This window comes from Lysobacter sp. ISL-50 (genome assembly GCF_018612875.1).
In the GTDB taxonomy this organism is placed as follows: Bacteria; Pseudomonadota; Gammaproteobacteria; order Xanthomonadales; family Xanthomonadaceae; genus Lysobacter.
Window position 1 is genome coordinate 180802 of record NZ_JAGGRI010000038.1, and the last position, 508, is coordinate 181309.

The window sequence follows — 508 nt, forward strand, 5'->3', positions numbered from 1 at the left end:
TTGGACAAAGAAAGTGACCCGCCGCTTTATGGCGGAAGCGTTTAGCGTTTGATCTTGCTTGAAGCTTCTAAGGAACCTGAAAGTCCCTGGTCGACGAAACAACCAGACCCGCGCCCTGCCTCCTACCGTCATTCCCGCGAACGCGGGAATCCAGAGACTTCAAACGTTCTCGCATGAAAGACACTGGATTCCCGCGTTCGCGGGAATGACGAACTGGAAGGATGACGCTGAAGTCTTTGGATTCCCGCGTTCGCGGGAATGACGAGCAAAAACGGAGGCCTCAAGCAAGAGCAAGATCAAACGCTAAACGCTTCCGCCATAGAGCGGCGGGTCACTTTCTTTGTCCAAAGCCACAAAGAAAGTAACCAAAGAAAGGGCTTTAGCTGTTTCGAATCAAAAGCCACGAGTGCGGTGCTTTCGCAGGCAGGTCCCACATTGGGCATCCTGCCCAAGGTGGCACCCGGCGCACGTCCATGTGCGCCGCCCTTCGGGTGTCCCTGGTCTCGCG

1 protein-coding gene is annotated in these 508 nt (G+C 55.5%); it reads right to left on the minus strand.

Features of this window, described 5'->3' with window-relative positions; all coding sequences use genetic code 11:
* Positions 1 to 296 precede the first annotated feature (296 nt).
* Positions 297 to 508, minus strand: a 212-nt coding sequence (locus J7J50_RS20720) for a hypothetical protein (protein ID WP_215097545.1), incomplete at its 5' end; no start/stop codon positions are given.